The sequence below is a fragment of the Microbacterium sp. B19(2022) genome (assembly GCF_012030385.1).
GTDB lineage: Bacteria > Actinomycetota > Actinomycetes > Actinomycetales > Microbacteriaceae > Microbacterium > Microbacterium oxydans_B.
The window spans coordinates 1-21603 of record NZ_JAAUVO010000028.1 but is presented as its reverse complement, the minus strand read 5'-3'; the positions used below and the strand labels follow the sequence as shown (position 1 = coordinate 21603).

Sequence of the window (21603 nt, the reverse complement as noted above, 5' to 3'; positions counted from 1 at the left end):
TTCCATTCCGTCGAAGCCGGCCGCAGTGTGCGTCAGAAGCGGATCGCGTCGATCACCTTCACCCGCAGCGCGACGAGTGCGGGGATGAACCCCGATACCGCGCCGACGATCACCGAGGCGACGAGCCCGATGAGTGCCGCCCGCATGGGGAACGGCGGCACGTCCTGGATGCCGTAGAACATCGAGGTGACGATCCAGTCCGAGCGCAGCACCGCGACGACGATCGCGATGCCGATCACCCCGGCGACCGTCGTCGCGACGAGACTCTCCAGGAACACCGCGAAGAACACCCGCCCCGAGCTGGCCCCGAAGGCACGTCGGACCCCGATCTCACGCACGCGCTGGCGCATCGCGACCAACTGGATGTTGATCAGGCTGAGGGCGCCGAGCGCGAGGATCAGCGCCGCGATTCCGCCCGTGATCATCTCGAACGTGGCCTGCACATCCATGCTTCCCGGCTGCGCGGCCCAGTCGGTGCGGCTCACCGAGACCGTCTGCCCCTCCGGCAGCCCTGCGCGCAGATCCATCGCCAGCACCGGTCCGATCTGGTCGGCTTGATCCGTGCCCACCCAGACCTCGTACTGGGTCGTCGCATCCGGCGGCAGGGCGTCGACGCGCGAGCGATAGGCATCGTAGAGCAGGTCGACCCGCAGTTCCTCGTCGCCGAACCCCTGCCGCGGGACGATGCCGATCACCTGATAGGTGCCCCCGGCCGGACCGTCGAACACGACGGTCGGATGCTGTGTCAGCGGCACTCGTCCCAGACGATCCCACAGCGCCTCGGTGATGACCACCGGTGGGGCCAGGGCCTCCAGATCGGAGTCGAGGAACCAGCGTCCCTCGAGAAGCTGCTCGCGGTGAATCTGGGAGTAGGCGGGGTCCATGATGCGGGCGGGTACCGGGGTGACGCCCTCCGGCAGCTGCGCGTCCAGCATCACCCCCTGCGCGATGCGTGCCGTGTGGCTGAAGCCGAATCGCTCCGAGACCCGGCTGAAGCGGGCGTCGAAGTCGTCGGCGTCCACGGGGGTGCCGTCGCCCGTGGTCGCGGCCACGACGATCGTGGCCGCACGCCCTCCCCAGCGGTCGGACTGCTCCGCCTGGAACTGACGCTGATACTCCGAGATCGCCACGACCGCCGTGAGCGCACCGACCGACACGGCGATGCCGATCAGGCTGAGCAGCACACGGAGCTTGTGGACCCGGATCTCGGCCCACGCGTCGGAGAGCGCACCGAGGAAGCCGGTCACGAGACGACCTCGGATGCGGGCGCCGCGGCCACGGGCGGCGCCGGTGCGGGGGCCACGGGAGGTGCCGGAGCGGACGGCACGGACGGCGCCGGAGCGGACGGCACGGAAGCCGCGAGCGTCGAGGCCTCGAACGCGCGGCTGAGATCCGCGGTCTCCAGGCGCCCGGCGTCGAGGCGGTAGTGCCGGCGCGCGCGGGCCGCCACGTGGAGATCGTGTGTGATGGTGACCAGTGCCGCGTCCGTCTCGGTGGCGACCTCGTCGAGCAGCGACATGACGGAAGCGCCGGTGTCGATGTCGAGCGCGCCGGTCGGCTCGTCCGCGAGGATCAGCACGGGTTTGCGCACCAATGCCCTGGCTATCGCGACACGCTGCTGCTCACCACCGGAGAGCTTGTCGGCGATCTGGCCGACCCTGTGCCCGAGTCCCACCCGCTCGAGCATGTCCGCGGCGATCTGCCGACGGCTCCAGAACACCTTCCCCTTCGCGTGGCCGAGGGGCATCATCACGTTGTCGAGGGCGGTGCGCCCCGGCAGCAGGTTGAACTGCTGGAAGACGAAGCCGACGTTGTCGCCGCGCAGCCGGTCCAGACGCCCTGACCGCATGCGACGAACCTCCCGTCCCTCGAACGACACCGAGCCCGAGGTGGGCGAGTCGAGCATCCCGAGGATGTTGAGCAGCGTCGACTTGCCGGAGCCGGAGCGGCCGACGATCGACACATGGTCACCGGCGCCGACCTCGAGCGTGATGCCGCGGAGGATCTCGAGCCGCGAATCGTCTGCCAGGAGGACGCTCTTGGTGACGTCCTCGAGAGCGACCAGAGTCACCAGCTCATCCCGCTGTCGCACTGCTCCACGCCCGGCGAGACCTCGTAGCAGAACTCCTCGACCGGGGCGACGAAGCCCGGCACGAACTGGCGGATGCTCTCGCCCTCCTCCAGCCCCTCGGTGACCTCGACGATCGTCCCGTCGTTCACGCCGAGCTTCACCGCGCGCTCCTCGGCTTCTGCGCCGTCGGCCGCATCGACCCACACGTTGCCGGAGCCCGCGCCGCCCTGGACTGCCGTGACCGGGATCACGAGCGCGTCCTCGACCTGACCGAGCGCCAGGTCCATGGTCGCGGGGAGCCCGGCGAACACGGTCTGGCCGGCGGGGATGGCGCAGCGCACGCTCGCCGTGCCCTCTGCCGTCACCTGCACGCGGACGCCGGTGCAGGCAAACGGCGCGGGTCCTCCGGTGATGGTGACCGTGGCCTCGCTCGGCGCGTTGACGAGGCGGTACAGCTGCACCGGGTCGACGGTCGCGAGGAGGTGGTAGCGCGCGGGGGTGAGACTGAAGATCTCGGTGCCCACCGACGTCGGCTGCCCCTTCACGAGCGCGATCTCGGACACGTCGCCGGCCTCCGACGCGAGCACATCGATGTCCTTGCGGGGATCTTCCTGGCGGATGGTGAACAGCTTCTGGCCGGCCGACACCGCGGCGCCCTCGCTCACATGGACAGCGGTGACCGTGCCGTCGATCTCGCTGCGCACCCCGAAGATCTCATCGCGCGCGACATTGCCGGTCAGGGTCAGCGCGTTCACGACGGATCCGCGCTCGACCGCCACGACCGGATCGGTGATCGCCGCTTCCGGGCTCACCATGCTCTCAGCGCGGTCGGGGAAGAAAGCGATCTTGACGAGTGCTGCGGCGCACGCGCCGATGACCACGACGAGAAGCAGGGGGAAGATCCAGCGACGCCAGACGATCACGAGTGCCTTTCCGGCAGCGCCGCCCTGGCACGCCTGGAGTCAGCGTACCCAAGAAATGATTTCCGGGTATAGCGAAGGCGACCGCGTGTCGGGGCGACCCTCAGGCTCGAAGCGCCTCGTGCCTCACGACGAGCCAGCCCGCGGGCACCGAGAGCCGATCGGCATGCGGCGAGCACAGGTCATGCGCCTGCGGGTCGTTCGCGGCGCCGAGCGGACCGAGCGCGGCCATCTTGTCCCCATAGTCGTAGGTGAGGGTGGCCACGGCTTCTCGCGCGCAGCCGACCTTCGAGCACAGTCGTCCGTCCATCTCCGCCAGCGTACGGTTCGAGGCATCCGAGCCGGGGAGGCCGCGCCGCACACGCCAGCACCGCCTAGACTTTCGACATGCCCCGTCGCCGCGCCACTCACACCTCTGCCGCACCACGGCGCGGTGCACGGCACGGCCGCCACGGGCGTCTGGGTCGCAGCGAAGTCGTGCGCCCGCCTCTCGCGCCCCTCGACGGTCGTCTCGATCGTTTCGATCTGACCGTGGGCACCGCCGTCGAGTTCTTGCGCGGGACGTGGCCGGAACTGCAGGACGTCAGGTTCGAGATCGGGGCCATCCCGGCATTCGACGCGACCGATGCGGTTCCGCGCTGGTACCTCGACCGGGAGAATCGGCGCATCGTGCTGTTCCGGCTGCCCATCGAGCGTCTCCTGCCGCCGGGGCACGATGATGCAGCGCACCGCAGGATGGCGATCGAGAGCGCCGTGTTCCGGGCCGCTGCGGAGTACGTCGGCCGTGAACCGTGGGATCTCGGTCACGAGCACTGAGCTCGCGGCTCCTCCATCCCCCGGAACGGATCAGGGGTAGACCGTGATCGCCTTCTCGGCACCGGCACTCGCCTGCACCGGCAGCACCGCGAGTGCGCCCGGAGCGGTGAGCGCGACCGCCGCGTGCACCGCGCCCGTCGACTGCATCCGATAGGTCGTCCCGGGCGCGACGTCGATCCCGGCCGTCTCGCCTGCCGGGATCAGGACTTCCTGGGAGGCTCCGCCGTCGAGCGGCTCGATCGTCACCGTGGTGTCCTCATCCGACGAGTTCGCCAGCTGGAGTCGGCTGGGCGGACCGGACGGCACCGCGAACACCACCTCCCCGTCGATCTCCGGCGCCGGGGTGACCCACGCGAAGTCGGCGTCACGCCCGAAGCCGTCCTGCTGTCGCAGCGCGGCCACGACCGGTTCCTCCGAATCCACCTCGACGGTGTAACGGCCGGGTTCGAGACCACTGAGCGAGACCTGAGCGGGGAGATCGGGCTCGAGCGGAACCGTGAACTCGTCCGCTGCGGAACCGGTTCCTTCCGCGACGACACGCACCTGTACGCGGGCGTCCGCGCCGGGCGAGAGCAGCCGCAGCACCGCCATCTCATCGTCGTCCCCGTCCGAGGCGAACACCTCCACGCCGGTGAGCACAAGCTTCTGCTGCGCGCCGGGCACCGCGTCCTGCAGGTCCAATCCGGCGGGATCGAGCACCTGCATGAGCGACGACTGCAGCACGGCGCGGACCGGAGCCCCGGTCGCATCGACACGGATGACCGGCGCCGCGTTGCCGGCGGCGATCGAGGTGAGCGGCAGAGCGGTCTGCGTGCGGGCGGGTACGACGACCGTGCGTGCGCTTCTGGTCTCGCCGTACACCGACAGCGTCACGGTCGAGGGGACCTCCGCAGCATTGGTCAGGGTGAGGATGTCCTCGGTGCCGGTGGCAGTGCTCCCCCCGACGAGCCAGGAGTTCAGTCGGGGAACCCCGCACGGGGAGGCCGCGTACCCGGAGAGGTCGTCCGTGGCGAGTGCGATCGATTCCGCTGCAGCGATCAACGGTGCCGAGCGTCCTTCGACCGCGCCCGTGAGCACGCGCACCTCACCCGCGTCCGGAAGATCCTGCACCGTCAGACCGGCCGAGGACGGATCACCCGACGTCCCGCCGGCGGTGAGGGTCGGCGAACCTGCCGAGCTCAGCGCCAGCGGATCCATGGCGTCGCGTCCGAGCGCGCGCAGGTCGCCGTTGCAGACCAGGACACTGTCTCCGGGGAGCGGCGTGACGTCGACCTGGGCGGCATCGTGTCGGATGACCGGCCACGGTGCGTGGATCGCGGCGACGGTCCCGACGACGCAGGCGGCGATGACGGCGACTCCGGTGACGAGACGAGCGCCCGTCGCGGCGACCTTGAATGCGCGCGAACCACTCATCGGTCCCTCTCCCCTGTCGTCTCGGTTGTCTCGTCTTCCTCGTCCGGATCCACGTCGACCGATTCAGAAGACTCTTCGACGACCGGCTCGGGCTCGGCGATCGGCATCAGCGCCTCGTCGTTCAGAGCGGCTTCGTCCTGCGGCTCCTCGATCGCTCCGACCGGAGTCTCCTCCTCGAGCGAGAACTGGTCCTCCGCGTGCCGAGGCAGGATCATCGGCTCATCCGGCGCGCGCCCGACGATACGGGATTGGGCTCGCGCCGCGCGACGCGAAGCCCGGGTCGGGATCGACAGCAGCAGTGCCACGAAGACGGCCAGCAGCTGGATCGTCAGCACCAGGCGAGCGGTTCCCTCCTGAGCGGAGGTCAGCGTCGGCGGCGCAGCGATCTCGGCTTCCAGACGCCAGAGCACTCCGCGATCGCTCTCCCCCGCATGAACCAGGCCGGCACGCTGATCGATCGAGGCGACGGCCGCGGTGCGGAGAGCGCGGGCCCTGTCTCCGTCGCTCCCCGACAGCTCGGACAGCAGCACATAGCTGATCCCCTTCGCCGCCAGCTCACCCGGGGCATCGAAGTCGCGGGCGGAGAGGAGATCGACGGCGAGTGTCGCGATGTCGTCTCCTTGCGGCTCCACGGCGGTCGAGACCATCGTGGTCTGGGATCCGAGGGTCTCGCTCGCCCCCCAGACCACCTCGACGGCGAGTCCTCCGTCGTTCTGGGGCGTCATCACGAGCGTCGCGAGCGGACGATCCCCCGCAGCCTGAGCGGCGACGTAGGCGGGCAGAGTCGATTCGGGGCCGTTCGTGAGGACGGAGCGACCCGCATGGAAAGCACTGAGCGCCGGTACAGCGCAGATTCCGAGCGCAACCGCTGCAGCGACGGCGGCGAGGACCCGCAGCCTCGGTAGCGTGATGGCGGTGTCGAGCGTGACGAGCGCCGCCCCCACCACCCCGACCCAGGCGAGGCTGAGCCCTGCCCCCGGCCAGATCGCCACTCCCGCGCCCTGCGCGAAACTCACAGTGATGCCCACGGCGAGGAACGCCGTCGCGAGACCGGCCAGAGCGACGACGAGCAGCGTGATGCCCGCACGCCACCGGGGCGCGACAGCAGCGCCGAGAGCGAGCAGGGCCATCGGCGCACACAGCACCGGCGCCCACGCAGCGATCGGTTCGGAGACGAACCACGACCACCCGGCGAGATCCGTGGTGGGGAATCCGGTCGCGAGCGCCAGACGACCGGCGGCGTCGGCGGCCGCCTGCGGGCCCGCCCACACCAGGCCGGGATCGCCCAGCAGCGCCAGCGGTGTCCCGTGCGCGAGCTGCCAGAAGACGAGCGGAGCGAAGAGCGCGGCCGTCGGCACGAGCAGCCACAGCAGACGACCGGCACCACGGAACTGCGCGGTGCCGAGCACGATGCCCACGGCGACGACCCACAGCAGCACGAGTGCCGGAGCCAGCGACGGAGCACAGGCGACCACGGCGGCGAGCAGGAGGGAGGCACTTCCGGCCGCGCCCCAGGAGCGGTGCGCCACCACCGCGGAGTGGAAGAGCCACGGCAGCAGGAGGTGCACCAGCACGGCGCTCGGACGGCCGTCGACGAGCGCTGTGAGGAAGGTGGGCGCCAGCGCCCAGGCGACACCGGCGAAGATGCGCAGCCCCGACCGGTCGGTCACTCGCGTCGCTGCGAACCACCCGCCGAGCACCGCGAGCGGAAGAGCGAAGATCCACAACAGCACCATCGCGAACGATGGTCCCGCCGGCCACAGCGAGCCGAGCACGGCCACGACCGCGGCGAACGGGTCGGCGGGGCCGACGAGGCCGATCGCCGTGCCGCGCGCACCCCATGCCGCATCGCTCCAGAGCGCCGAGACGGTCTGTCGCAGCGGAAGCAGCGCGCCGCCGCCGAGCGCCGGCCACGCGAGAAGAGTCGTGAAGGAGGCGATGCTCACCACGAGTGCCGCGAGCACGGCCCACGCGCCGCCGCCGGAGAAGAAACGCAGCTCGCTGACCGCGCCGCCTTCGCTGCCGTGCCCGTCGTCGAGGCGCCGTCGCAGATCAGACGACGTCACCCGCAGCGGCGCGATGCTCGCCCAGGTGGATGAGCGGAACGAGCGGATGCGCGACCGCGACCGCGCGATCGCCCCGACCCGCAGCATCGCGGTGAGGGCAGCTCCCCACTCGGGGAGGACCGCTTCCGGCCGCTTGCCGACGAGATGCGTGATGGAGCGCCACAGCGCGAGCGGGAGCAGGCTGAGCCAGTGCAGCGGCACCGCGCCCGCCGGAGCATAGGCGAGTCGCCGGTGCAGCTGCGCGAGCCGGGTGACGTAGGCGCGACGGGATCGGCCGGAGGGCAGCGCGGCGGGGCCGTCCGGCGCTGCGGAGACGCGCGCGCCCGGCGAGAGCACGAGCCGCCCGCCACCCAAGCGTGCGCGGACGCCCAGGTCGAGTCCCTCGTCGGCGCCGGCGAGCGCCGGATCAGGCCGCAGCGCGTCACGGACCTCTCCGCGGATGAGGATGCCGCGCACATCGGAGCCGAGCGCGTCGTCCATGCGGTCGTGCTGCCCCTGGTCGAGTTCCCCTGCCGCGAGTTCGACCGAGCGACCGAACGTCGTCATGCTGACACCGAGTGAGACGATCTCCCGATCGTTGTCGGTCGCGACGAGTTTGGGCGCGACGATCGCCGCGGAGGGCGACCGCTCGAGCGTTCCTCGGAGACGCTCCAGCGCCCGCGGATGCGGAGCCGTGTCCTGAGCGAGCAGCCAGATCGCCGAGCCTGCGCTCACGCGCGGACGGGCGAGCTCCACAGCTTCGGCGAACGAGGTCGTCGTGCGGGCTTCGATGATCCCCTCGACGACGGCCCCGACGGCTTCGCTCTCGCGCAGGGAAGCTGCATCGCCGCACATGACGAGGGTCACGGCCTCGGCGGGCGAGGTCTGGGAGCGAACGGCTTCGAGAGTGCGGAGGAGTTGCGCGCGGGAGGAGGATCCGGGGCGCGCGACGATGATGGCGTGAACTCGGGCTGGCATGACGTCGTCAGCCTATGCGCGTCGGGACCTGCCCTGGAGCAGTGGATGCGGCGCGCCTGCGAAGCGATGCGGCCACAGTCGAGACGACCGGCTCAGCCGATCAGCTGGCGCGACGCTTGAGCTTGCGGCGCTCGCGCTCGGAGAGGCCACCCCAGATGCCGAAGCGCTCATCATTGTTGAGCGCGTACTCGAGGCATTCGCCACGCACGTCGCAGGTGGTGCAGATCCGCTTGGCGTCTCTGGTCGATCCGCCCTTCTCCGGGAAGAAGGCTTCGGGATCCGTCTGCGAGCAGAGAGCGTCTGCCTGCCAGGCGAGGGCATTGTCGTCATCGGCGGCATCCGTGCGCCGCACCCCGGGAACACCGAGGTTGATCGGATCGACGAACCAGTTCTCCGGTACGTCGGAACGGTAACCCGTCATCTCGATCTCCAACCCTGTCTCCGCCCCCCGGCGGGCCGTGCGCATGACTAATTACACCCGTGTCATTCGCTCCGGTCAAGTCGCGGATGGTAAACCCTCAAGCGACTCTTGAAGGTTTTTGACGTTCTCTCGGCGTGTCGCGGCGTGGCGAGCGCGATGTGCGCTCAGAGACCGGGGCCGGCCACGAAGGCCTCACCGTCGCCGGACACCGTGAGTGTGCTCTCGTCACCGCCCGCGAAGGCCGCGCTTCCGACGGGAACCTGCACTTCCTCGCCGGACGAGGAGATGACGGTGATGTCTCCGGCCGTCGCGAGCACCATCGTCGGCCCCGAGACCTCGACCGTGACCGGCGCACCGTCCACGGAGACCCTGCTCAGCGCGAAGTCGGAGACGGGGACCGGATACGCCGTGATCGCTTGACCCTCCGCCGGCCGCAACACCGGGACCTCACCCGGCGTCGGGTCGAGGATCGCGAGCAGCTCGGGAACGTCGATGCGCTTGGGCGTCAGGCCGCCACGCAGCACGTTGTCGCTCGCCGCCATGATCTCGACACCGAGGCCCGAGAGGTAGGCATGCAGAAGGCCGGCGCGCAGGAACACGCCCTCCCCCCGTCGGAGCACGACGTGGTTCATGAGCAGCGCGACGACCACTCCGGGATCCCCCGGGTAGTTCGCCGCCACGCCCGCGATGGCGCTCAGCGTCGTGCCCCACTCCCCCGTATCGGCGCGCTCCGCTGCCCGCACCACCGCGGCGATGATCTCGTCGACCTCGCGCTGCACGTCGCCGCCGAGCAACCAGCCGATGGCAACCCGCAGCTCATCGGCTCCGCCCCCGAGACGGGCGCGGAGCTGTGCGACGCCGTCGTTGTCCTCCAGCAGGTCCAGCAGAGCGAGAGTGTCCTCCACCGGGCGCAGGCCGCTGAGCGATTCGAAGCGCTCGCTGAGAGCGACGATGAGCTCGGGCTTGTGGTTGTCGTCGCGATAGTTGCGCTGCGGATCGTCTGCGGCGAGCCCGCTCTCCCTCGCCCAGCCCTCGCGCGCCTGCGCGATCGTCGGATGCACCTGGATCGAGAGCGGCCCGCCCGCGGCGAGCAGCTTCAGCAGGTACGGGAGCGTGCCGCCGGTGATCTGATCGAGGGTGCCGCCGCCCGCGACGTCCGCGGGGTCGCCGGGATGATCCCCGAACCACACCTCTGCCTCGGGGCTACCGGTCGGCGTGCGTCCTTCGAGTCCGGCGAGGAGGGAGTCGGATCCCCAGGCGTAGTCGCGGGGTGCGTTCGTGAGGCTCAGCAGCATGCCACCAGCGTAGAGCCGCGCTGCGGCGTTCAGGCACGCGCCGAGTGCGGCGCGGTAGCCTGAACGCGATGGCCCAGTACACCAAGCACCCGGTGACAGCCCCGCCCTCGGCGCCGGAGCGCGAGTCGACGGGGCACCTTCTGCTGCGCGGGTACGTGATCCTCGTGCTCATCGTGACCTTCGCGCACACGGCGGTGTACAACCTCATCGGCATGGAGGGCGCCGCCGTCACCCTCGCGGTCTTCACCCTCGCGACACTCGGCATCGGCATCCCGATGCTCGCCCGCAACCGCCCTCAGCCGTTCCGCTGGCGTCGCCTGCCGTGGACGGCGATGGGGTACACGACACTCGCACTGGTCTCGGTCGCGTGGTCCCAGTGGCGAGGACCGACGCTGATCACCTGGGTGCTCCTGGCGGCCGTCACCGTGAACGGGCTGTTCATCGCCCACGTGCTCACCTGGCACGAGATCATCCGTGCCCTGTCCTCCGCCTTCAAGTGGATCCTCGGGCTGTCGCTGGCGATCGAGCTGTGGGTCTCGCTCGTCGTGCACGGGCCGCTGCTGCCGAACTTCGCCACCGTGCCGGAGGGCGAGATCGACCCGCAGTGGTATTGGGTCAGGGACAACCTCTTCGACGGCGGACGGATCCAGGGGATCGTCGGCAACGCGAACCTGCTGGCGATCATCTCCCTGTTCGCGATCATCACCTTCGGTGTGCTGTTCGCCGCTCGCGCGCGCTGGCGGACGACGCTCGCCCTGTGGATGCTGCTCGCGGCGTACTTCCTGTTGCGCACATCGTCGGTCACCGCACTCGCGTGCGCGGCCGCCGCCGCGCTGGTCCTCGTCGTGGCGCTACTGATGCGCCGTGCCCGCACGCCGAGCGCCCGCACGCGGATCTATGTGACGGCCATCGGCGGCACGGCACTGGCCGCCGCCGTGGTCTGGCTGCTGCGCGAGCCGCTGCTCGGTCTCGTCGGGCGCAGCTCCGACCTCACCGGCCGCTCCGACCTGATCTGGTCGAAGGTGCTCGAGCGGGTGCGAGAGCATCCGCTGTTCGGCAACGGGTTCTCCAGCCCGTGGATCCCGACGGACCCGGCCTTCGACCACTGGATCGTGGATCACGGCATCACCGTGTTCCACGCGCACAACATGTGGCTCGACGTGCTGTTCCAGCTCGGCGTGCTCGGTGTGGTCCTGATGGGAATCGCCTACCTGAGCCTGCTGTGGCGCTCCTGGTTCTTCGCGGTCGACCGGCCCCGCTGGGATCTCCACGCCCGTCGTCCCTTCTCCCCGCTGACCCTGCTTCCGAGCCTCTTCACCGTGGTCCTGCTGGTCCAGGGCTTCTCCGAGTCGACCCCGATCATGCTCTGGGGGTGGCTGCTCCTGGTGCTCCTGTCCTTCAAGCTGAAGTCGGTGCCGCTGGTGGGCGTCGGAGAACGCGACCTGGTGTTCGAACGCGGTACGCGGCAACGGCGGGTTCCGTGACACCGGTCCGGCCGCTGGTCCGCCTGCTCGGCTCCGTGGAGCTCGCGCGGGCCTTCACGCTCACGGCGCTCACCGCCATCTTCGGCTCGTATGCGATCGGGCGGATGACCTCGACGGTCACGCTGTCCACGATCATCGCGGTGCTGTGCGTGCTCGGCGCCGCGATCCTCTGGGTGCGCCGCGACGAGCTCTCCCCGCTGCGCATCGCCCCCTCGTCGCTCTTCGCCTTCCTGGGCTGGGCGCTGGTGAGCATGGTCTGGACGACAGACCGCTCGGACACGTTCTTCGGGTGGATGTCGCTGTTCGGATACGCGTTCCTCGCGATCACCATCGGCCACATCCGTGACACGCTGCAGACCGTGCGCGCCATCGGCGATACGCTGCGCGTGCTGCTGGCCGTCTCGCTCGGGGTGGAGATCCTCTCCGGCATCCTGCTCGACGTGCCGTTCACTTTCCTCGCGATTCAGGGCAACCTCGCCGCCGGCGGCCCGGTGCAGGGCGTGTTCGGCAGCCGCAACATGCTCGGATTCGTCGCGGTGATCGCGCTGATCACGTTCGTGATCGAGTGGCGGACGCAGTCGGTCAACGCTCCACTGGCGGTGGTGTCGGTCGGCCTCGCCGGGTCGCTGGCGTTCCTCTCCGCCTCCCCTACCGTGCTCGTGCTGGCCGTCGCCGTCGGCATCGTGACCCTCGCCCTCACCATCGTGCGGCACACGTCGCCGGCACGACGCAACCTGGTGCAGTGGATGCTCGGCATCCTGGTGGCGCTGGCGCTCACGATCGCGTTCGCGTTGCGCCATCAGATCATCGCTCTGCTCGATGCCGGATCGGACTTCTCGATGCGCGCGTCGCTCTGGAACACGATCCTCGACTTCGTCGCACTCAAGCCGATCCAGGGCTGGGGGTGGTTCGGCGACTGGGCGCGCGGCGAGTACCCGTTCACGTACATCAACTTCCAACTCGACGACCATCACCAGAGCGCGCTGAACGCGTTCTTCGACGTGCTGCTCCAGCTCGGGGCGGCAGGACTCGTGCTCTTCCTGCTCCTCGGTGGGGTCGCACTGATCCGATCATGGCTGGTCGCGAGCGTCCGGCGGTCCGTGGTCTACGCGTGGACGCCGATCATCCTCGTCACGCTCGCCGTCGACTCGATGTTCGAGAGCTTCACGCTGGTCGGCGCCGGGTGGTTCATGCTCGTGCTGTGCGCGCTGCGGGCTGGGCAGTCGCGCTCCTGGCGCGAGAACATCGACGCTGCGCACACGGGCGCGATCTCGACTCTGCGTTCCCTGGAATAGCCGCCGCAATCGCCTCTCTCGGTGTCGGAGAGTGGCGCGGTATCAGAGCGTGGCGCGCAGCTTCTCCGCCCAGGCGATCGCGTCGCGGACCCCGTCATCGACCGACCGCTGCGCCTGCCACTGGAGCACCGCGGCAGCGCGGTCGACGATCGCGAACGCGCCGGCCTGATCGCCGGGTCGGCGGTCGGTCTCCGTCACCGGAAGCGGCTCGCCCGTCACACGCTCGAACGCCGCGACGAGCTCGCGCACCGTCACGCCGTCTCCCGTGCCGAGGTTGATCACCTGGTAGGGGTCGTCCGGCGTGGCGACCTCATCGAACTTCTGCACGGCCGCGACATGCGCGAGAGCGAGATCCCAGACGTGGATGTAGTCGCGAAGACCGGAGCCGTCGCGGGTCTCCCAGTCCGTTCCCGTGATGGTGAAGGGTTCTCCGGCCACGCGCGCCTGCATGATCTTTCCCAGCGCATGCGACGGCGTCGGGTTCTGCAGGCCCGTCCGCAGTCGCGGGTCGGCACCGATCGGGTTGAAGTAGCGCAGCGCGATCGCGCGGAAGTCGCCCGCCGTTGCGGCATCCTCGAGGATCTGCTCGACCATCACCTTCGTCCGGGCATACGGGCTCGACGGCGCGAGCCTGCCACCCTCGTCCACGCCGTCGCCCGTCTCACCGGCGTAGACCGATGCCGAGGAGCTGAACACGATGCGTGGGATACCCGCATCGCGCAGACGCCGCAGCAGCACGACAGTCTTGCCGACGTTGGCGTCGTAGTACCCGAGCGGATCGGCGACCGACTCCGGCACCACGATGCGGGCAGCGCAGTGGATCACGGCATCGATGTCGGGATGATCCGCGAGCAGGGCCTCCACCACCGACCCGTCGGCGATGTCGCCGACGTAGAGGTTCCGGCCTTCGCCGAAGGATCGAAGCCCCGTGGAGAGGTCGTCGAGGATGACGACCTCTATTCCGGCTTCGATGCATGCCGTCGCGACGGTTGAGCCAATGTAGCCGGCACCGCCGGTGATCAGTACCTTCATCGCGGTCAGTCTACCCAGCGCTTCCGAGGGGGCACCGGGCGACTCTCCGCAGATGCGAAGGTCATCGACGGTAGGCTACTCACTGCTCGTCGAGTCCCGCACTGTCCCCTGACAGTGGCCTGCGGCACCAACATCGGAGAACCTGCCAGTGGCCCACGTCCTTCAGAACGTCGTCTTCCCACTTGATCGCGACCCCGACCTTCTTCCGCTCTACGCCGACCCGGAGACCTGGTCCGTGATCGAGGACGAACCGGTCCGCGTCTCGAACCGCGCGCACCTCGGGAACATCCTCGGTCGGCATCGCGCGCGGATCGTTGCCGGGCGGCGCGTGTCGATGGGCACGTATTTCAACGCCTTCCCCGCGTCGTACTGGCAGCACTGGACGAGCGTCCGACAGGTGCGCCTGACCGTGCGCACGACCGGACCGGCGACGATCCTGGTGTACCGCTCCAACGGATCCGGGGTCCGCCAGCGCGTGGCCACGCGCGAGGTGACGGGCGAGGCCTCGACGTCGTTCGACCTCGAGCTCACGCAGTACAGCGACGGCGGCTGGATCTGGTTCGACATCGTCGCCGACGAGAAGCCCGCCGTGCTCGAGGGTGCGGAATGGACGACCGACCAGGAGCCGAAGCGCACCGGCAAGGCCTCGCTCGGCATCACGACCTACAACAAGCCCGATTACTGCGTCGAGACCCTGCGGGCACTCGCCGCGTCGCCGGACGCGCTGGAGTTCGTGGACCGCATCTTCCTGATCGATCAGGGGACGCAGCTCGTCGCGGATCAAGAGGGCTACGACGACGTCGCCGCGAGCCTCGGCGAGACCCTCCAGGTCATCCGTCAGGACAACCTGGGCGGATCCGGCGGGTTCGCCCGCGCGATGCACGAGACACTCCAGCGTCCGGAGAGCGACTTCGTGCAGCTTCTCGACGACGATGTGCGGCTCGAACCGGAGTCGCTGCGCCGATCCATCGTCTTCGGTCAGTACGCGACGACCCCGGTCCTGGTCGGCGGTCATATGTTCGACCTGCTCGACCGCCCGAAGCTGCACGGCTGGGCCGAGGTCGTCGACGAGCATCCGTTCATGTGGCGCAACCTGTACCAGGAGAAGATGCCGCACGACTTCGGCGTCTCGAACCTGCGACAGTCCACGCTCCTGCACATGCGCATGGACGCCGACTACAACGGCTGGTGGATGTGCCTCATCCCCCTCGACGCGATCCGCAAGGTCGGTCTTTCGCTGCCCGCATTCATCAAGTGGGATGACGCCGAGTTCTGCCTCCGCGCCGGCGAGGCCGGCTTCCCGACCGTGTCCATGCCGGGCGTCGCGCTGTGGCATGTCTCCTGGGTCAACAAGGATGACACGATCGACTGGCAGGCGTATTTCCACGCCCGGAACCGCATCGTGGCAGGGCTCCTGCACTCGAACGCGCCGAGGGGTGGTCGACTGCTCGTCCACAGCCGCCGCGTCGACCTCAAGCACCTCATGATGATGCAGTACTACCCCGTGGCGCTGCGTGCGCAGGCGCTGCGCGATGTGCTGTCCGGGCCCGAGCACATGCGTCGCAACCTGGCGACGGCCATGCCCGCCGCCCGTGCCCTCGCCGCCGACTATCCGGAGACGGTCGTGCACCGCGACCCGTCCGCCGTGCTGCACGCGCGTCGCGGCCGCCAGGTGTACAAGCAGCTCCCGAAGAACGACCTGGACAGCCCGAAGGGGATGCGGCTGCGGCTGTTCACCCTCTCCACGCTGACGTCGCACTTCCTCCACCGTCCGAACGCGGCGAACATCGCGCAGCCCGAGGTCGAGTTCGGCAAGGAGGATGCGCACTGGTGGCGTGTCCCGGCGTTCGACAGCGCACTGGTGAGTGCCGCCGACGGCTCCGGCAAGAACATCTACACGCGTGATCGCGCGAAGTACCGACGGATGCTGCGCGACACGGTGCGGCTGCATGCCGAACTCCGCCGGCGCTGGCCGGACCTGCAGAAGCAGTACCGCGAGGCGCTGCCCGATCTCGTGTCCCCCCAGTCCTGGCAGCAGATCTTCGAGGAGAAGGCATGACCGCGGCGCCCGCTGCATTCGACCCCACGGCCGCGACGATCGTCATCGTCACCTTCAACCGCTCTCACCTGCTCTCGGGTCTGCTCACGAGCATCACCGCGATGGCCCCCAAGCCCGGCCACGTCGTCATCATCGACAACGCCTCGGCAGACGACACCACCGACGTCGTCGAGTCGTTCCGCGAGGACATCGGCACCGAGATCGTGTACCGACGGCTCGAGAAGAACACCGGCGGCTCCGGTGGCTTCAGCGAAGGCATGCGCACCGCGTACGAGCTCGGCTCCGAGTGGATCTGGATGATGGACGACGATGTCGAGGTCCTCACCGAGGGACTCGCGAAGATGGGCGCCTGGAGCAGCAGGTTCAAGAGCATCCAGGGACGCCGCTTCGACTACGACGGCAGCGAGTTCTATTGGCAGTACCGCATCGCCGAGCGCATGGGCATCCCCATTCCGTTCGCCCCGTCCGGCTTCGACGAGACGGGCTACAAGGAGATGAACAGCGGCTGCTTCGAGGGCATGTTCATCCATCGCTCGATCGTGCAGCAGATCGGTCTGCCCGACCCGCGGTTCTTCATCTACTGGGACGACCAGATGTACGGGTGGCTCGCCTCGCGCCTGACGACCGCGGTGATCGTCGACGAGTTCGTGCTGCGGCGCACCCGTGAGATCAAGCAGTGGGACATGGGCATCCGCCACATGAACGCGTCCAGCAACGCGTACCGCTACTACATCATGCGCAACCGCGGATTCATCAAGCAGTACTACCGCGTCCACGGCGTCTACAACCCGGTGCTCTTCGGCCTCGGTACCGCGGCGACGTTCTTCAAGGAACTCATCCGGCTCGTGTTCGTCGAGCGGACCGTGCGCGGCACGAGCAACCTCTTCCGCGGCATCCGCGACGGCGGGAAGGCCGGCCGGGATCGCAGCTGGCAGCCGATGCCACCCCTGGAGGCGTGACGGTGGACGAATCGCAGCCGGACCTGAGCTGGGCACCCCTACCCCCTCAGCCGAAGAGGACCGGACGGGTTTGGCTCATCGTCGGCCTTTCCGTTGCCGCGCTCGCGATCGTGGGCCTGCTGCTCTTCTTCCTCCTACCGCGGGGCGACTCCCCCGAGCCGTCGGAGTCCGCATCGCCGACGCCGACCGCATCCGCCACTCCCACGTCGACACCGACGCCGACACCGACGCCCACGCCGACGGCCACCGCTGCTCCCGAGCCGGAGCCGACACCGGCCCTCACTCCTCCGCCCGCGACCGATCCCACCGTCGAGGTGTTCCGCGGACAGGTGAGCGGGTGGCTGAACTCCGCGCCCCGCGGGCTCGACATCATCGCGGGTGCGAGCGGGCAGGACGCCCTTCCCGTCGTCGACACCCTGCAGCAGGACGCGCAGCGGCTGTCGGACGCGCAGGCGCCCTCGTCCATCGCCACGAAGTGGTACGACGGCGTGACGGACTACGCTCAGCGTCTCACGCAGCTCCAGGCAGCGATCACGAACGATTCCGGGGTTCCCGCGGCGGTCGACGCGGCGCGGAAGTCCGTCAACGCCTTGCGGAGCTTGGTGGGACTCTGAGCGGACCGCCGGTCAGCTCGTCGAGTTGCCGCTAGACCGCGTAGTCGGCGTTGTAGCGGTCGAGCACTTCGGCGATCGGCGCATCGAGCGCCAGCGCGCCCTTGTCGAGGTAGAGCCCGCGAGTGCAGAACCGTCGGAGGTCGCGTTCGTTGTGACTGACGAAGAACAGGGTTCGCCCCTCGGCGAGCAGTTCGTCGATGCGCTTGTAGCACTTGTCACGGAAAGCCTTGTCGCCGACGGCGAGCACCTCGTCGACCAGCAGGATCGGCTCATCGAGCTGGGACACGACGGCGAATGCCAGCCGGACCTTCATCCCGTTCGAAAGGTGCTTGTAGGGCGTGTCCTCGAACCCGGCGAGCTCGGCGAACTCGATGATGCCGTCGTACCGGCGCGAGACCTCCTCGCGCGACATCCCGTGCAGGCCCGAGGTCAATCGCACGTTCTCCCGCACCGTGAGGTCTCCCACGAAGCCACCGGTGATCTCGATCAGGGGGGCGACGCCCCCGTTCACCGTGACCGTGCCCTCGTCGGGGAGGAGAACCTTGGCGACCAGGCGGAGAAGCGTGGACTTGCCCTGCCCGTTGCGCCCGACGACCCCGATCGACTCCCCCGGCTGCACCGAGAACGACACGTTGCGCAGCGCCCAGAACTCGCCGGGACGAGAGCGCCGCGAGGCTCCAGCGAAGAGATCCTTGAAGCTCCGGCTGCCCCGCCTGTTCCGACGGAAATGAACGCCCAGATTCTGCACTTCGATCGCCGCGGACATCACAGCTCCTTCAGCACGGGTCGTTCGAGGCTCCGGAAGGTCCAGATGCCGAGCGCGAGGATCAGAAGAGTCATCAGGACGCTGATCGTCAGCGTGAACAGGTTCCACTGGTCGGGGAAGAAAGGCATCCGGTAGAGCATGAAGATGCCCGCAAGCGGATTGAATGCGCCGAGAGTCTGGAAGATGCCGGGAAGATCGGTCACGTTGTAGATGATCGGCGTCGCGTAGAACATCGCACGCAGGATCAGCGCGGTCGTGCGCTCGAGGTCGACGAAGAGCACGCAGAGGGGCGCCACCAGGAGCCCCAGTCCGATCAGGAGGATCGTCTGCAGCAGCACCGCCACCGGCAACCAGAGGATTCCCCAGCCGATGTGCACCGTCTGATTCGGATCGAGCTCGACGACCAGGTTCACGACGATGAACAGCACGAGGACCGGCAACGAGAACAGGTACTCGATGCCCTTGCTGAGCACGATCCGATTCACCCAGATCGAACGCGGGATCGAGGTCGACCTGACGAGTCGGGCGTCCTTCTTGAACGCCCGCGTGAAGTCCGACACCGAAGCGTTGAACCACACCCACGGAAGCAGCGCACTGATCAGGAAGATGATGTACGGCTCTTCACCGACGTCGCGCTGGAAGATCTGCGTGAAGACGAACCAGTAGATCGCACTCATCACGAGTGGATCCAGCACGGACCAGAGGTAGCCGAGGAAGCTCGTCGAGTAGCGGACCTTCAGGTCGCGGGCCGACAGCAGCCACAGCGAATGAAGATAGCGCCGGGGGGTCCCGGGCGCCCCGACAGCAGCGTGACTCACGATGTCGAGTCTAGGAGAGAGTGTTGTTCCAGAGCGACAGCGCCGAGCCGATGGCCATGTGCATGTCGAGGTACTGGTACGTACCCAGCCGGCCGCCGAAGTGGACGTCCTTCTCCCCCTTGGCGAGCTCGCGGTACGTCAGCAGACCCTCGCGGTCGGTCGGGGTGTTCACCGGGTAGTAGGGCTCGTCCTCGCGCTCGGCGAAACGCGAGAACTCGCGCATGATCACCGTCTTGTCCTGCTCGTAGACGTCCTTGCGCTCCGGGTGGAAGTGCTTGAACTCGTGGATGCGGGTGTAGGGCACATCCATGTCCGGGTAGTTCATGACGCTCGTGCCCTGGAAGTCGCCGACGTTCAGCACTTCCTGCTCGAAGTCGAGCGTGCGCCAGCTGAGCGCGCCCTCGGTGTACTCGAAGTAGCGGTCGACAGGTCCGGTGTAGACGACCGGGAGCTGACCGACGGTCGCCTTCTTGCTGAGCGGCTGTGCATCGTCGAAGTAGTCGACGCCGAGCTTGACCTCGATGTTCGGGTGGTCCGCCATCCGCTCCAGCCACGCGGTGTACCCGTCGGTGGGAAGGCCCTCCCAGGTGTCGTTGAAGTAGCGGTTGTCGTACGTGTAGCGCACGGGAAGGCGGCTGATGATGTCGCCCGAAAGCTTCTGCGGGTCGGTCTGCCACTGCTTCGCCGTGTAGTCACGGAAGAAGGCCTCGAAGAGGGGGCGTCCGACGAGGGCGATGCCCTTCTCCTCGAAGTTCGCGGCCGTCTTGGCATCGAACTCGCCCGCCTGCTCCTTGACCAGCGCGCGCGCCTGATCGGGCGTGTAGGCCGACTGGAAGAACTGGTTGATCGTGCCGAGGTTCACCGGCATGGGGAAGACCGTGCCCTTGTGCGTCGTGTAGACGCGGTGGACGTAGTTCGTGAAGCTGGTGAAGCGGTTGACGTACTCCCACACCGTCGCGTTCGAGGTGTGGAAGAGGTGCGCACCGTAGCGGTGCACCTCGATGCCGGTCTCGGGCTCCGCCTCGCTGTAGGCGTTGCCGCCGATGTGCGGGCGGCGGTCGATGACGGTTACCTTGCGGCCGGCTTCGGCGGCACGCTCAGCGATGGTGAGGCCGAAGAAACCCGACCCGACGACGAGAAGATCCATGCACCAATCGTATCGGCGGCGGCTGCCCGAACCTGCGCGTGTCGTCTGAGAGACTGTAACCATGCCGAATCGAGTCGGCGGTGCCGTGCGCCGCATCTGGGGCCACAGCGCGGTTCGCTACCTCGTCATCGGCGGATTCTGCTTCCTGGTCGATGCCGGATTGCTCTGGGTCGCTCACGACCTCCTCGGTGTGCCGCTCGCCATCGCCACCCCCGTCGCCTTCCTCGCATCGTTCGCGGTCACCTACACGCTGCAGCGGGTGGTCGCGTTCGCCTCCGATTCGAAGGTCGTGCCCAGCGTCGCCCGCTACACCGCGCTCGTGGTCTTCAACACGATCGCGACGACGGCGATCGTGTGGTTCGTCGACTCGCTCGGCGGCGGATGGTTCGTCGGCAAGGTGCTCGCCGTGGTCGCGACCACCGTCTGGAACTACTTCGCCTATCGTTACTGGGTGTTCACCAATCCACCGGCTCGGAGTTCGGATGTATAAGAATGCGGTCATCGCGGCCGTCGTCCCCGCGTACAAAGAAGAGAAGATGATCGCGAAGGTCATCCAGACGATGCCGGACTACGTCGATCACATCGTGATCGTCGACGACTGCAGCCCTGACGGGACCAGCGACGTCGTCCGCGGCATCGAGGATCCCCGTGTGACGCTGATCCGCCACGAGGAGAACCAGGGCGTCGGCGGCGCGATCATCACCGCGCATCGGACCGCGATGGACCTCGGCGCGGACGTCAACGTCGTGATGGCAGGCGATGCGCAGATGGACCCCGACTACCTGCCCACGCTGCTGGACAAGGTCACGGACGGGGGCTTCGGGTTCGCCAAGGCCAACCGCTTCTACTCCCCCGAATCGTTCCGCGGCATGCCGGGGTACCGAGTGTTCGGCAACGTCGTGCTCTCCTTCTTCACGAAGCTGGCGTCCGGCTACTGGAACCTCTTCGATCCGCAGAACGGATACACGGCGATCCGCACCGAGGCCCTCGCACGGGTGCCGCTCGAGCGCGTTGCGAAGCGCTACAGCTTCGAGAACGATCTGCTCATCCACCTGAACATCCTCCAGGTGCCGGCGACCGATGTGCCCATTCCCGCGGTCTACGGCGACGAGGTTTCCAGCATCCGCCTGAGCAAGGTCGTCCCCGAGCTTCTGCACCGGCTGACGGTCGGCTACTGGTCGCGGATCTGGTACCGCTACGTGCTGTGGTCCTTCTCTCCGATCGCGCTTCTGCTGTTCATGGGCCTGTTGCTGTTCATCCTCGGGCTCGGCATCGCGGTCTGGGTGATGTTCCAGATCGCGAGCTCCGTGGTGGCGACCGCCGCCACCGTCATGCTCGCGGCGCTCCCGCTCATGATCGGGACGCAGATGCTGATCAGCGCGCTGCAACTCGACATCCAGGCGACGCCCTCGACGCCGACGTACTCGCCGTTCGACGCCAGAGAATGAAAGAGCGGGCGGCCGACAGATG

20 protein-coding genes are annotated in these 21603 nt (G+C 68.4%); 8 read left to right on the top strand and 12 right to left on the bottom strand.

Annotated features, from left to right (window positions below; translation table 11 throughout):
- Positions 1-32 precede the first annotated feature (32 nt).
- The 4 genes from HCX50_RS18535 to HCX50_RS18520 form a co-directional block, all read right to left on the bottom strand.
- Positions 33-1247, bottom strand: coding sequence for an ABC transporter permease (locus tag HCX50_RS18535; RefSeq protein ID WP_167635326.1), 1215 nt, complete (start codon positions 1245-1247; stop codon positions 33-35).
- A complete protein-coding gene (locus tag HCX50_RS18530; RefSeq protein ID WP_337750197.1) occupies positions 1244-2071 on the bottom strand; it encodes an ABC transporter ATP-binding protein in 828 nt (275 codons plus the stop codon). Before HCX50_RS18530 ends, HCX50_RS18535 begins: the two co-directional genes overlap by 4 nt.
- Positions 2068-2994, bottom strand: coding sequence for an efflux RND transporter periplasmic adaptor subunit (locus tag HCX50_RS18525; protein ID WP_167635325.1), 927 nt, complete (start codon positions 2992-2994; stop codon positions 2068-2070). Before HCX50_RS18525 ends, HCX50_RS18530 begins: the two co-directional genes overlap by 4 nt.
- 100 nt (positions 2995-3094) lie before the next feature.
- Positions 3095-3301 (bottom strand): DUF3499 family protein, encoded by a 207-nt coding sequence (locus tag HCX50_RS18520; protein WP_029261978.1) that lies wholly within the window; start codon positions 3299-3301, stop codon positions 3095-3097.
- Between the two features lie 77 nt (positions 3302-3378).
- On the opposite strand from HCX50_RS18520, the gene HCX50_RS18515 reads away from it, so the two are divergent.
- Positions 3379-3807, top strand: a complete 429-nt coding sequence (locus HCX50_RS18515) for a hypothetical protein (RefSeq protein WP_237682587.1) — start codon at positions 3379-3381, stop codon at positions 3805-3807.
- Positions 3808-3837: 30 nt separating this feature from the next.
- Here HCX50_RS18515 and HCX50_RS18510 read toward each other — a convergent pair whose 3' ends face one another.
- From HCX50_RS18510 to manA, 4 genes are all read right to left on the bottom strand, one after another.
- Positions 3838-5220 (bottom strand): DUF5719 family protein, encoded by a 1383-nt coding sequence (locus HCX50_RS18510; protein WP_167635324.1) that lies wholly within the window; start codon positions 5218-5220, stop codon positions 3838-3840.
- Positions 5217-8243, bottom strand: a complete 3027-nt coding sequence (locus HCX50_RS18505; RefSeq protein WP_167635323.1) for a glycosyltransferase — start codon at positions 8241-8243, stop codon at positions 5217-5219. Before HCX50_RS18505 ends, HCX50_RS18510 begins: the two co-directional genes overlap by 4 nt.
- Positions 8244-8343: 100 nt before the next feature.
- Positions 8344-8664, bottom strand: a complete 321-nt coding sequence (locus HCX50_RS18500; protein WP_081859873.1) for a WhiB family transcriptional regulator — start codon at positions 8662-8664, stop codon at positions 8344-8346.
- A gap of 164 nt (positions 8665-8828) precedes the next feature.
- Positions 8829-9959: a mannose-6-phosphate isomerase, class I gene (gene manA, locus HCX50_RS18495; RefSeq protein ID WP_167635322.1), complete on the bottom strand. Its 1131-nt coding sequence runs from the start codon at positions 9957-9959 to the stop codon at positions 8829-8831.
- Positions 9960-10027: 68 nt separating this feature from the next.
- On the opposite strand from manA, the gene HCX50_RS18490 reads away from it, so the two are divergent.
- Positions 10028-11443, top strand: a complete 1416-nt coding sequence (locus HCX50_RS18490) for an O-antigen ligase family protein (protein WP_167635321.1) — start codon at positions 10028-10030, stop codon at positions 11441-11443.
- Positions 11440-12738, top strand: coding sequence for an O-antigen ligase family protein (locus HCX50_RS18485; protein WP_091033967.1), 1299 nt, complete (start codon positions 11440-11442; stop codon positions 12736-12738). The genes HCX50_RS18490 and HCX50_RS18485 overlap by 4 nt, the downstream gene beginning before the upstream one ends.
- Before the next feature lie 42 nt (positions 12739-12780).
- Here the strand turns inward: HCX50_RS18485 and galE are convergent, their stop codons facing one another.
- Positions 12781-13770, bottom strand: a complete 990-nt coding sequence (gene galE / locus HCX50_RS18480; protein ID WP_167635320.1) for a UDP-glucose 4-epimerase GalE — start codon at positions 13768-13770, stop codon at positions 12781-12783.
- Positions 13771-13918: 148 nt separating this feature from the next.
- Between galE and HCX50_RS18475 the strand changes: the two genes are divergently transcribed.
- The 3 genes from HCX50_RS18475 to HCX50_RS18465 are packed head-to-tail and all read left to right on the top strand — an operon-like array spanning position 13919 to position 17402.
- Positions 13919-15829 (top strand): glycosyltransferase, encoded by a 1911-nt coding sequence (locus HCX50_RS18475; protein ID WP_091033972.1) that lies wholly within the window; start codon positions 13919-13921, stop codon positions 15827-15829.
- Positions 15826-16788, top strand: a complete 963-nt coding sequence (locus tag HCX50_RS18470; RefSeq protein ID WP_167635319.1) for a glycosyltransferase — start codon at positions 15826-15828, stop codon at positions 16786-16788. The genes HCX50_RS18475 and HCX50_RS18470 overlap by 4 nt, the downstream gene beginning before the upstream one ends.
- Positions 16789-16790: 2 nt before the next feature.
- Positions 16791-17402, top strand: coding sequence for a hypothetical protein (locus tag HCX50_RS18465; RefSeq protein ID WP_337750189.1), 612 nt, complete (start codon positions 16791-16793; stop codon positions 17400-17402).
- 31 nt (positions 17403-17433) lie between these two features.
- Here the strand turns inward: HCX50_RS18465 and HCX50_RS18460 are convergent, their stop codons facing one another.
- The 3 genes from HCX50_RS18460 to glf are packed head-to-tail and all read right to left on the bottom strand — an operon-like array spanning position 17434 to position 20133.
- The gene (locus tag HCX50_RS18460; RefSeq protein ID WP_091033979.1) at positions 17434-18168 is read right to left on the bottom strand and encodes an ABC transporter ATP-binding protein; all 735 of its coding nucleotides are present in this window, start codon (positions 18166-18168) and stop codon (positions 17434-17436) included.
- Positions 18168-18986, bottom strand: a complete 819-nt coding sequence (locus HCX50_RS18455; RefSeq protein ID WP_091033981.1) for an ABC transporter permease — start codon at positions 18984-18986, stop codon at positions 18168-18170. Before HCX50_RS18455 ends, HCX50_RS18460 begins: the two co-directional genes overlap by 1 nt.
- Positions 18987-18996: 10 nt before the next feature.
- The gene (glf, locus tag HCX50_RS18450) at positions 18997-20133 is read right to left on the bottom strand and encodes a UDP-galactopyranose mutase (protein ID WP_167635317.1); all 1137 of its coding nucleotides are present in this window, start codon (positions 20131-20133) and stop codon (positions 18997-18999) included.
- Positions 20134-20194: 61 nt separating this feature from the next.
- Here glf and HCX50_RS18445 point away from each other — a divergent pair, with 61 nt between their 5' ends.
- Positions 20195-20623, top strand: coding sequence for a GtrA family protein (locus HCX50_RS18445; protein WP_167635316.1), 429 nt, complete (start codon positions 20195-20197; stop codon positions 20621-20623).
- Positions 20616-21581: a glycosyltransferase family 2 protein gene (locus HCX50_RS18440; RefSeq protein ID WP_167635315.1), complete on the top strand. Its 966-nt coding sequence runs from the start codon at positions 20616-20618 to the stop codon at positions 21579-21581. Before HCX50_RS18445 ends, HCX50_RS18440 begins: the two co-directional genes overlap by 8 nt.
- Positions 21582-21603: the final 22 nt, after the last annotated feature.

Coding starts and splice junctions, on each gene's coding strand:
- HCX50_RS18520 (WP_029261978.1), bottom strand. CDS start 3,301: ATGGACGGACGACTGTGCTCGAAGGTCGGCTGCGCGCGAGAAGCCGTG.
- HCX50_RS18515 (WP_237682587.1), top strand. CDS start 3,379: ATGCCCCGTCGCCGCGCCACTCACACCTCTGCCGCACCACGGCGCGGT.
- HCX50_RS18510 (WP_167635324.1), bottom strand. CDS start 5,220: ATGAGTGGTTCGCGCGCATTCAAGGTCGCCGCGACGGGCGCTCGTCTC.
- HCX50_RS18505 (WP_167635323.1), bottom strand. CDS start 8,243: ATGCCAGCCCGAGTTCACGCCATCATCGTCGCGCGCCCCGGATCCTCC.
- HCX50_RS18500 (WP_081859873.1), bottom strand. CDS start 8,664: ATGACGGGTTACCGTTCCGACGTACCGGAGAACTGGTTCGTCGATCCG.
- manA (WP_167635322.1), bottom strand. CDS start 9,959: ATGCTGCTGAGCCTCACGAACGCACCCCGCGACTACGCCTGGGGATCC.
- HCX50_RS18490 (WP_167635321.1), top strand. CDS start 10,028: ATGGCCCAGTACACCAAGCACCCGGTGACAGCCCCGCCCTCGGCGCCG.
- galE (WP_167635320.1), bottom strand. CDS start 13,770: ATGAAGGTACTGATCACCGGCGGTGCCGGCTACATTGGCTCAACCGTC.
- HCX50_RS18470 (WP_167635319.1), top strand. CDS start 15,826: ATGACCGCGGCGCCCGCTGCATTCGACCCCACGGCCGCGACGATCGTC.
- HCX50_RS18460 (WP_091033979.1), bottom strand. CDS start 18,168: ATGTCCGCGGCGATCGAAGTGCAGAATCTGGGCGTTCATTTCCGTCGG.
- glf (WP_167635317.1), bottom strand. CDS start 20,133: ATGGATCTTCTCGTCGTCGGGTCGGGTTTCTTCGGCCTCACCATCGCT.
- HCX50_RS18445 (WP_167635316.1), top strand. CDS start 20,195: ATGCCGAATCGAGTCGGCGGTGCCGTGCGCCGCATCTGGGGCCACAGC.
- HCX50_RS18440 (WP_167635315.1), top strand. CDS start 20,616: ATGTATAAGAATGCGGTCATCGCGGCCGTCGTCCCCGCGTACAAAGAA.